The 10,242-nt window shown below is 63.1% G+C and carries 7 protein-coding genes; 2 read left to right on the top strand and 5 right to left on the bottom strand.

Features of this window, described 5'->3' with window-relative positions; genetic code table 11:
* Positions 1-45: 45 nt before the first annotated feature.
* From NE584_RS18425 to NE584_RS18415, 3 genes are all read right to left on the bottom strand, one after another.
* A complete protein-coding gene (locus NE584_RS18425; RefSeq protein WP_256183461.1) occupies positions 46-2,247 on the bottom strand; it encodes a hypothetical protein in 2,202 nt (733 codons plus the stop codon).
* 211 nt (positions 2,248-2,458) lie between these two features.
* Positions 2,459-4,597 carry an ABC transporter permease gene (locus tag NE584_RS18420; protein ID WP_256183460.1) on the bottom strand — a complete coding sequence of 713 codons (2,139 nt, stop codon included), beginning with the start codon at positions 4,595-4,597 and terminating at the stop codon, positions 2,459-2,461.
* The gene (locus NE584_RS18415; protein WP_050623890.1) at positions 4,594-5,346 is read right to left on the bottom strand and encodes an ABC transporter ATP-binding protein; all 753 of its coding nucleotides are present in this window, start codon (positions 5,344-5,346) and stop codon (positions 4,594-4,596) included. Before NE584_RS18415 ends, NE584_RS18420 begins: the two co-directional genes overlap by 4 nt.
* 247 nt (positions 5,347-5,593) lie before the next feature.
* On the opposite strand from NE584_RS18415, the gene NE584_RS18410 reads away from it, so the two are divergent.
* Together NE584_RS18410 and NE584_RS18405 are read left to right on the top strand one after the other, a co-directional pair.
* Complete coding sequence (locus NE584_RS18410; RefSeq protein WP_242850304.1) at positions 5,594-6,310, top strand: LytTR family DNA-binding domain-containing protein; 717 nt, start codon at positions 5,594-5,596, stop codon at positions 6,308-6,310.
* Between the two features lie 13 nt (positions 6,311-6,323).
* Positions 6,324-7,616 (top strand): sensor histidine kinase, encoded by a 1,293-nt coding sequence (locus tag NE584_RS18405; protein ID WP_256183458.1) that lies wholly within the window; start codon positions 6,324-6,326, stop codon positions 7,614-7,616.
* Positions 7,617-7,706: 90 nt separating this feature from the next.
* Here NE584_RS18405 and NE584_RS18400 read toward each other — a convergent pair whose 3' ends face one another.
* Entirely contained in the window at positions 7,707-8,378 is a 672-nt protein-coding gene (locus tag NE584_RS18400) for a P-II family nitrogen regulator (RefSeq protein ID WP_050623893.1), read from the bottom strand.
* Between the two features lie 40 nt (positions 8,379-8,418).
* Positions 8,419-9,933, bottom strand: coding sequence for a DUF1538 domain-containing protein (locus NE584_RS18395; protein ID WP_256183457.1), 1,515 nt, complete (start codon positions 9,931-9,933; stop codon positions 8,419-8,421).
* Positions 9,934-10,242 lie beyond the last annotated feature (309 nt).

Here is a 10,242-nt window from a genome sequence, read left to right as displayed (position 1 = left end):
CGGTCTCAGGACCGCGCCGGGGCAGTTCAGTTGGAAGAAGGGGCTTCAGCCCTTAGTGATGGTCACAGCGTCGTTGTTGGCAAAGGCGGAGGGGCTGTAATAGCGGGTGCCGTCCTCGGCCAGGCGGTAGTGCTCCAGGAAGTCCCAGGCCAGCCGGAACTCCTCGGGGTAGCAGTTGTGCTCCCGGGCCAGGGTGCGGGTGAACTGGACCAGGGGGATGCTGTTGCTGTCCGCCCAGGTGTAGGTGTAGTAGCGGCCGCTCTCGTCATAGCTGGAGCAGGCGGCCAGGAAGCTGGCGTGGTCGTTGGGGGTGAAGGTCACATCCAGGCCGTTCATCTTCTGCGCGCCGGTGACCCAGTCATGGATGGAATTGTTATCACCGGAGAGCCAGGGAGCGGCCACCAAGCTGTCGATGTCGGCCTGACCGGCCAGCAGATAGCTGGGCATCATGCTGTCAGCGGTAAACTGGGTGTTGTTGAAGGAGGTGGAGGCCACAGCGGCGAAGTAGTAGGCCTCGCTGTTGTGGGTCAGGGTCTGGACCGTCCGGCTGCCCAAGGAATGGCCGGTGCCGTACACCCGGGTGAGGTCCATCTGGACACCAGCCTGCTTGCTGACCACCTGGTCCAGCAGCAGCAGGGCGGAGCGGGTCATGTTGACGTTGTCCTCTTCATCGCCATAAATCAGGCTGGAGGCGCTGGAGTTGCAATACTCGCCCATGATGAGCAGGACGCAGCCCTCGTCGTTGGCCACGGCCCAGTAGCCGGAGCAGTCCATAAAGGTAGAGGCGGCCTGAGTCATACCGGGGAAGACCACTAGGACAGGAGCGCCCTCAGCACTGTTGTTTTTCACAGAGTCGGGGATGTAAATCAGAGACTCGCGGGGGTCCAGGACGCCGTTGCTGTCATAGTCGTTGAAAGCGGAGATGCAGGAGTACACTGTACCGCCCACCAAGCTACCGGGGACGGAGACCCGGGTGGACTCCAGGGCCCGCAGCTCCACAGTGGCATCGCTGCCGTCATAGCCATCGAAGGTATAGGTGGCGATGGCCTTGCCGCTCTCCGCAGCAGTCCGGGCAGCCTTGGTGGCCTGATAGTAGTCCAGACGGTAGGCCAGGTTGTTGCTGTAAGCAAATTGATAGGTGTAGCGGGTGTAGGCGGCCAGGAAGTCCCGGATCTGGGCGGCGTTCAGGTCAGCGCCGTCCTCCACCCGGACCTGAGAGATGCCGTAGCGGGTATTGGGGTCCCATGTCTTGGCGTTCTGGTTGGCATAGCGGGTAGTCCAGGAGCTGGAGGAGATGCTTTGACGATACAGCCCATCCACTGTGGGGACAGCATAGGCGTCATTGACGTTCTTCCAGTAGCTGACGCTGGCATCCCCCTGGGGATAGCCGGCGAAGAGGGTGGGCACAGGGACATCCGCATTGGTCATGAACTTCGCGGAGGCGATGGCACCGTCGTTCTTCATGTCAGTCAGGGTGGCAGTGAAGTCCTCATCGCTATAGCCGGGGTGATAGGTGCTCACGTTATAGCCGTTATAGGTGCGGGCAGCGGCCTGGTCCAGATAGCCGGAGCCCACGCTCTTGCCGCCGATGAAGGCCTGGCTGATGACGTACAGGGGGTTCTCGGCGGTCCAGGACTCCAGCACCGCGCAGCCCTCGCCGTAGCCTACATAGTAGTTGCAGGAGTGGCCGGTGAAGAAGGAACAGGTGGTGCCGTCGCTGAGGGTCACCTTGCCGGTCTGGACCACGCCGCCGGGGGCGGTCTCGCGGGTGCCGCCGGCGTCGTTGCCGATCACCTCGCCCAGGCAGGCCTCCAGATAGGCGGCCTCGCTGTCAGGGGTGCCCCAGCCGCCCTGGCCGGGCTCCAGGACAAAGAGGAGCTCGCCATAGGTGTCGGCCTGCTCCAGCCAGCCCTGCTCCTGAAGGAAGGCGTAGGGGTCCGCAATGCCGTCGGGCAGGGCTATGACGGTGATGTAGGCGCGGAGGGCGGCGTGCTGGCCCACATAGAGCTTGAAGGAGCGGCCGGCGGCCTCGCCGTCCTGGAAGGTGTAGGTGTAATAGCCGATGACGGGGTGCTCATTGACTTCAGTGCGGTCGATGGGCAGGGAGCGGGTCTCGCCGCTCCTGCTGGTGTGGGAGAGCAGATACCGGTTGAGATCGGTGGGCGCGGCGGAGGCCGCGGAGGCGCCCACAGACAGGCCCAGGACCAGGGCCATTGCCAGAAGCAGGGACAAAGCTCGTTTGCGCATGATGATTTCCTCCTCATTCCCTCGTTTGTTGGTGCGTACTGGGCGCGGGCATCGCTGTCAGCGGAGTCTAAAGACAGCAATTAGACAAAATTTACAATTTTTCCTGCGCTTTCGTCTTTATTATAGCTGTTTTGACTGCCGCTTTCCAGTGAGAAATTTTAATAAATGGATGGGGAAAATGCATGGGATGGGGTGAGAGAGGGGAAGGAGGTCAGCGGGGCCGGGAAGAGGACCGGATGGAAAGGGCGGAGCATACCCGGCCCAGGGTGAAGCGGTACATGCCATATAAGAACAGAGAGAGGACGAGGACCACCAGGGCGCAGTTGGCCAGGCCGGCCAGCTCGCCGGGAGTGAAGCTGCCGCTGTTGAAGTACAGGATCATGGCGAAGAAGGCGTAGATCAGCAGGGTGCCCGTGCACAGGGGGACGAAGAACACCCGGGAGATCTGCCCCTTTACCGTGCGGCGGAGGAAGGCGTTGGAGGCCCCCAGATGCCGCAGGTCGTCATAGACCCGGGCGTTGGTCATGGCGATGGTCATGCAGCGGGTAAAGAGGATGACCACCATAGCGGCAAAGCAGACGATGGAGACAAAGACGAACAGCATCAGAAAGACCGCCATGGTAGTGGTGAAGTCCGCCTGGTCCAGCACCCGGAAGCGGGGCATGTATTTCCAGGAATTCCGGAAGTTGCTGGAATCCCGCTGGTCATATTCAATGGGAGAAAATCCATTGGGTTCCAGATGGGCCGGGTCCAGGAAGTAGTAGCCCTTCTCTGCCAGATAACGGTCCCGGACCACCGGGTCCCAACCGTCGAAGAGGGCCACCTCGGGGCCGGAGCGGTCCACGATCTCGTCGAACAGGGCCCTTGCAAAGAAGTAGGTGTCCTCCTCGTCCTCCACGTCAAAGACGGCCACCACCTCCCGCCATTCATCGGGCAGGCCCTGGGTGATGCGGGCATAATCCCCGTCGTCCAGCACCCGGTATCCCAGAAGGGAGGTGCTGCGCAGGGGCTCGGCCGGCGTGACGGCCAGCTGTTCCCCGGTGAGGTGGTTGGTGACCAGGGAGATGCTGTTCCCGGCGCCGCTGCTATCCCCGTTGCGGTCATAGACTGTGGCCGCTGTACCGGGTTCCAGATCCAGGTCATCCCCGGTAAGGATGTTCCAGGCGCTCTCCGACAGGAACACATCAGAGGCAGTTTCCTCACAGTAAACCACATCGTAGGTGGCGCCCAGGGGGCCCTCCGATACAACATCGGCGTAGCCGTCGTAGGCGAGCACCGCACCGGACTGCTGGGCGTAGCGGGTGACAGTCACTCCCATCTCCTCTGCCAGATGGAGCACCTCCTCCCGGCCGGGCATGTCCTGGTCAGCCCGGTAGTGGAACAGGTAATCGAATTCCCGGTCCTCCGTTGTGGACGAGGTGCCGCTGCTCAGCATAGGGATATAGAAAGCGGCAAAGTAGGCCCCGGCGGCCAGCACCGTCACCACCACCATATTCCGCACGGTCTGGCGTCCCTGGAACTTCATCATGCTGGAGGTGATCAGGTCCCTGTAGCGGCTGCTGCCCCGCCGCCAGCCGTTGACTACCGTGTGGAGGAGAATCATGTAGAGGCCGGCCAGGGCGGGCAGATAGAACAGGGCCGTCAGGGCATCGGGGGCGTACCAGTGAAGGACCAAAATAAAAAATTTGGGGGCCATATAGCCCAGAAAGCCGCCCGCCGCCAGCAGGATGATGCCCAGAGGACCGTACCACCGGGGGACCGCACGGATGGGCTCAGACTTCCGGGACTCGTTGACCACGTCCAGGATGTTGGTCCGCCGCAAAAAGCGGCCCAGCATAACAAACAGCATGACAACCACAAAGAGGGAGAAGGCCAGGGCCAGCAGATAGGCATGGGGGTCAAAGGCCAGGGCCATCTCCTCTGAGTCCACCAGCAGGAGCCGGAACCCCTGCCAGATGAACCAGGCCAGCGGGGTGCCCAGCAGGGCACCCAGGGCACAGGCAGACAGGGACATCAGAGCCAGCTCCCCCGTCAGCACCCGGCGCAGCTGGTCCTTGGAGGCACCCAGGGCCAGCAGGATGCCCACATCCCGGGACTTGTGGCGGAAGAACAGGCCGGAGGCGTAGGTGGTGAATACGCCGCAGCCCAGGACAGCCAGCACGAAGATCATGGTCATCTGCTTGCGGCTGTCGCCCCCCTCGGGAAAGACGGAGAGCACCGTGGGGGAACCCATCATGGAGGCGTAGGCGGTGATGAGGAGCACGGAGACGAAACAGCACAGGGTGAGCAGGGCATACTGCCCCAGGCTCTTCCGCCGCAGGGCGGCGGTCACTTGGGAGAAACGTGTCATTGGGCGCTCGCCTCCCCCATCTCCCGCACCGCGTCCAGCAGCTCGTCCTGGAAGGTGCGTCGGTCCTTCTCGCCGCGGGCCAGGGTGCGCCACACCCCCCCGTCCCGCAGGATGATCACCCGGTCGCAGAAGGAGGCGGCAAAGGAGTCGTGGGTCACCATGAAGATGGTGGCCTCCAGGTCCGCCTTGGCCTGGAGAAAGGCGTCGATCACCGCCCGGGAGGAGCGGGAATCCAGATTTCCGGTGGGCTCGTCGGCCAGCAGGAGCATGGGGTGGTTGATGAGGGCGCGGGCCACAGCGGTGCGCTGCTTCTCGCCGCCGGAGATCTCCGCCGGATACTTGTCCCGGATGGCACCGATGCCGAAGATGCCGCACAGGCGGTCGGCGGCCTGCTCCATGTCGCCTCCGGTCTCCCCGGCGATGATGCGGGGCAGGAGGATGTTGTCCCGGACCGTGAGGCCGTCCAGCAGCAGGAAGTCCTGGAACACGAAGCCCAGCTTCTTGTTGCGCACTGCGGCCAGGGTGTCCTCGTCCAGCCGGGCCAGCTCCTGGCTGCCCAGGCGGATGCTGCCCGAGTCGGCGGGGATGTAGCAGGAGATGCAGTTGAGCAGGGTGGTCTTACCCGAGCCGGAGGGGCCCATCACGGCCACAAATTCCCCCTTTGCCACCTCCAGGGACACGCCCTTGAGCACCTCATAGGTGGTCTTGCCTACCTGATAGCTTTTGTGCAGATCTTGTACAGAGAGCATAGTGATCCTTCCTTTCTGCTCCCAGCATAGCAGGGGAGGTGGATGGGAAGCAACCGCCCCTGTCACAGACGGCGGGCCGGGTGAAAATTTTGGGGATGGGATGTCATATTTGACCGCTCTGCTGTCAAACTTGGTTTGGAAGGGAAGCAGAAATGTGGTATCATACTCTCTGTACACTGAGAGGGAGAAAAATTCCGGGAAAACAGGGGCCGCCCCGGCGGGGAGGCGCGGCACAAGGCCATGGGAGGTGGACGGTTTGCTTCAGATCGGGATCTGCGACGACGCACGGGAATCCCGCTTCCAGCTGCGGGTGCTGCTGGAGCGGGCGCTGGAGGGGCGGTCCGCGCCGGCGCGGCTGCTGGAGTTCTCCTCCGGAGATGCGCTGCTGGGCTGGATGGACCGGCATGCGGGGGAGCTGGATCTGGTGTTCCTGGACATCGAGATGGAGGGGACCAACGGCATGGACACGGCCAGGGCCCTGCGGGAGGCAGACCAGAGCCTCCAGCTGGTATTTGTCACAGGGTACAGTGACTATGTGTTTGACGGCTATGAGGTGGGAGCCTTGGGATACCTGCTCAAGCCCGCCGGGGCGGAGGAACTGGAGAAGGTCCTCACCCGAGCGCTGACCGCCCTCCAGCGGCAGGAGGAGGAGCTCTTCTTCTGCCGCAGCGGTGAGGTGTTCTACCGCATCCGGCGGGACGCCATCCTGTACTTCCGCTCAGACCGGCGGCAGGTGACCTGCGTCACCCCCAGGCGCGCCTATATTTTTTACGGGAAGCTGGACCAGGTGGCTGCCCAGCTGGGGGCGGAGTTCGTCCGCATCCACCAGCGGTATCTGGTCCGGGCGGGGGCGGTGGACCGGGTGACAGGGAGCGAGGTGTGGGTAGGGGAGGAGATCCTGCCCATCAGCCGCTCCTGCCAGCGGGAGGCGCTGCTTGCCTTGACACGGGCGGCGCTGGAGTAGGGAGGGAATGGGAATGATCGTTCTGCCTGTATGGAAGGAGCTGCTGCAATGGGGGCCGCTCTTGCTGGGAGGCGCAGCCATGGGCTCGACAGTGGAGCGGGTGCTGGGGCCGTGCCGGAGCTGGCCGCGCCGGGGGGCGCTGTATCTGCTGCTTGGGTTCACCCTGGGGCTGCCCGCCTGGGTGGGGGACCACAACCCCATCCTTCTGTTCCTCCCCTTCCTGACGGTATTCCTCCTGTGCGGCGGGGGACGCCCTCAGGCCCGGCTGGTGGCTGGAGGCATCTTTTATACGCTGCTGGTCCCCATTGGGATGATGGCGGATACAGTGCTCAAACAGGCGATCAACAGTGTGTCGCACAACGGGGAGAGGGTGGGGAGCAATCTGGTGAAGCTGGTATGCTGGGCGGTGCTGGTGCCGGTGATCTGGAAGCTGGTGCGGAGACCTGTGCGCCTGTCCTCCCGCCTGTGGAAGCTGCTGGGCGGGCTGACGCTGGCCCCCCTGATGGCCACCCTGTCCTTCTCCCTATGGGGGACCGGAATGGTGGGAGACGAGCTGGTGGATCACTTCGTGGAGGGGATCGCCTATACCATCCTGCCCTTTGCCTCCCTGTCCGCCCTGGCCCTGCTGGCAGCCCTGGCCGTGCTCTCCCGGCACGAGGAGTTGGAGGAGGAGAACCGGCTGGCCGGACTGCGGGAGGTGTACTACCAGGGGCTCCGGCAGGAGCAGGCCCAGGTGCGCGCCCTGCGCCATGACATGCGCAACCACCTGTCCGCCCTGCTGGGTCTGCTGGAGCGGGGCAGCTGGGAGGAGGCGGAGCGGTATCTGCGGCAGCTGGGCGGTTCCCCAGCCCTCACCGGACACAGGCGCTTCTGCGGTAATGAGACCGTGGATGTGGTCCTTGCCTCCAAGGCTGCCGCCCTGGAGGAGGCGGGGCTGACGGGGGAATTTCAGGTTAGCCTGCCTGAGCAGATGGATATCCCGGCGCCGGAGCTGTGCGCCCTGCTGGGAAATGCCCTGGATAACGCCATCGAGGGGGCAGCGGGGGCGGAGGACCGGACGGTGCGGCTGAGGGCCCGGGCGGACAAGGGGCTGCTGATGCTGCGGGTGGAGAATGCCTTGGGACGTCCCGTAAAGCGGGGACCGGACGGAGCCTTTGTGACAACGAAGGGGGAGCGGGAGGCCCACGGCTTTGGCCTGGCGGGGATGGAAGAGATCGCCCGCCGCCGGGGCGGCTCCTTGGAGGCAAAGGCGGAGGGCGGGCGCTTCCAGCTGACGGTCTGCCTGCCCCTGGATGGGGGAAACTGAGCCTCTGGGGACAGCGGAGACAGAAGGCGGGGACAGAGCAAGCCCCCCGGCGCCGCGGCGCCGGAGGGCTTGCTATTTGTCTGGTTCGGTTCAGGACTCTGCTTGGTCCAAATGACGCAGGCCGGCGATGTCGCTCACCGGAACGGAGAAGACCATAGCCTGGGCGGGCGTCTGAATGCCGGCCTGGGCCATGATGGCCTTCATGATGTTCTTCTTGTCCTGGGAGCGGGTCAGGATAAAGACCAACTCCCGCTCAGAGGCGATAGAGACGCCGAAAAACTTTTTGGCCAGTTCCATACCGGTCCCCTTGGCGTGGATGGTGGTCCCGCCAGTGGCGCCCGCGCCGCGGGCGGCCTCCATGACCTGGTCTGTATGCCCCTGATTGGCGATCACCAAGATTAGCTCATGGGCGATCTCTCTCTCCATGGGTTCCTCCCCCTCCTGATTCTGGGTCAGATATTCCTTGACGGACGTGCCGCCGATGCTGGACACGGGCACCGTCATCAGTACGCCGTTGCCCGGCACGTCCAGCCACAGGTCCCGGGCCGCCCTGCGCACCATACACCGGGAATGGGGGGCAAGGCAGAACAGGACCGATTTTTCCGAGGCCTCCAGCCCGAGACAGTCCAGGATCTCCGTGGTGGCGGTCCCCTGTCCCAGCGCGGTGAGAACCAGCGGGATGTCACGGCCGCGGAACCAGTTGATAAACAACTCACACTTGGACCGGTCAGTGATGGTGATGATAAGATCCAATCCGCTCATAGCGGTCACTCCTCCTCGCGTCGTGGGGGCGGCAGCGCCCTCAGAGCTCGATGATGTCATCATCCGCCGGGGCGGTCTGCTCTCCGCTGGTGCCATTCTTCTTCAGGCGGTACTGATAGAGCAGTCCCAGCATCTGGATGGTGATCAGCGGCGTCATGGCCACCATGGCCACCACGCCGAAGGCGTCGGTGATGATGCTTCCGCCAATGGCGTCGCAGGCTCCCATGGCGAAGGGGAGCAGAAAGGTGGCGGTCATAGGGCCGGAGGCTACGCCGCCGGAGTCGAAGGCAATGGCGGTGAAGATCTTCGGCGTGAAAAAGGACATGATGATAGCGGCCAGGTAGCCGGGGATCAGCAGCCAGAAGATGGAGATCCCGGTGAGCACCCGCACCATGGACAGTCCAATCGACATCGCCACGCCGATGGACAGACTGGTGCTCATGGCCCGGCCGGGGATGGCACCGGAGGTGATCTCCTCCACCTGCTTGTTGAGCACGTGGACCGCCGGCTCCGCCTGGACGATGAACCAGCCCATCAGCATGCCGATTGGGATCAGGACCCAGCGATAGGGCAGGGTGGCGATCTGATAGCCCAGATAGTTGCCGGCGGGCATGAAGCCCACATTGACGCCGGTGAGGAACAGTACCAGCCCAATATAAGTATATAAAATACCGACTACGATTTTCAAGACCTTTTTCTTTTTTAATTTCAGGGATACCACCTGAAACACGACAAAAAAGGCGGCGATGGGGGCCAGACACAGGGCCACCTCTGCGATGTACTCGGGGAGACCCTCCTCAAACAGCTTCCAGAGGGCACGGCTGTCCGGAACCTCTGGGATGGAGACAGGGGTGTAGGCCCCAGAGGCGGGGTAGAGCAGGGAGAGGACCATCACGGCCAGGATGGGGCCGATGGAGCACAGAGCCACCAGGCCGAAGCTGTCCTGAGAGGCGTCGGCGTCGCTGCGGATGGAGGAGACGCCCAGGCCCAGGGCCATGATGAAGGGGACGGTCATGGGGCCGGTGGTGACGCCTCCAGAGTCAAAGGCGATGGCGAGAAAGTCCCCGGGGATAAAGGCGGCAAGGGTGAACACGACCAGATAGAAGCCCACCAAGAGACGGTTCAGGGGGACCCGGAACAGGATGCGCAGCAGAGCGATGACAAGGAAGATCCCCACCCCTACGGCCACCGCCCCGATGAGCACCGGGTTGGGCACGCCGGGGACCTGGGTGGCCAGGACCTGGAGGTCGGGCTCGGACACGGTGACGATGACTCCAATGAGGAAGCTTACCGACACCACGATCCACAGCTTGCGGGAGCGGGTCATGGCCGCGCCTACCCGCTCGCCAATGGGGGTCATGGCCTGATCGGCCCCCAGTGTGAACAGCCCCATCCCACCGATCAGCAGCACCGCCCCGATGAGGAAAGTCATTAGGGTGGCGGTGGGGATGGGAGCGATGGAAAAGCACAGGACCAAAACGATCAGCACGATGGGGAGTACGGAGGAGAGGGCCTCCCGCAGCTTTTCCAGAAGGATGGTCTTGCTCTGGCCCATCTGATCCCTCCAATTTTGCATATGTTCCCGGAGCAAAATCATCACCTCGATAGAGAATATCGTCCCAATTCCTTTGTGGGCGCCAATCTCCCTGTGGGGCCGGGAGCAGAAAGGGGAAATTTCGGCCCAGGGGTACAAAGTGGAACTGAGCAAAAATATAAATTATTTTATGCGCTTTGATAACAGTTTACCATGGTTTTGCGGCTGGCTCAACCAAAAAGGGAGATATCTTAATACAATCTTAATGTTTGGGGCAAAATAGGCAGAAAACGGCCCGACCCCTTAGCACGGGTCCGCGCGGTACCGGAA

The sequence above is a fragment of the Clostridium sp. DFI.5.61 genome (assembly GCF_024462915.1).
Lineage (GTDB): Bacteria > Bacillota > Clostridia > Oscillospirales > Oscillospiraceae > Lawsonibacter > Lawsonibacter asaccharolyticus.
The sequence above is the reverse complement of the archived record's forward strand: the minus strand, read 5'-3'. Positions and strand labels throughout refer to the sequence as shown.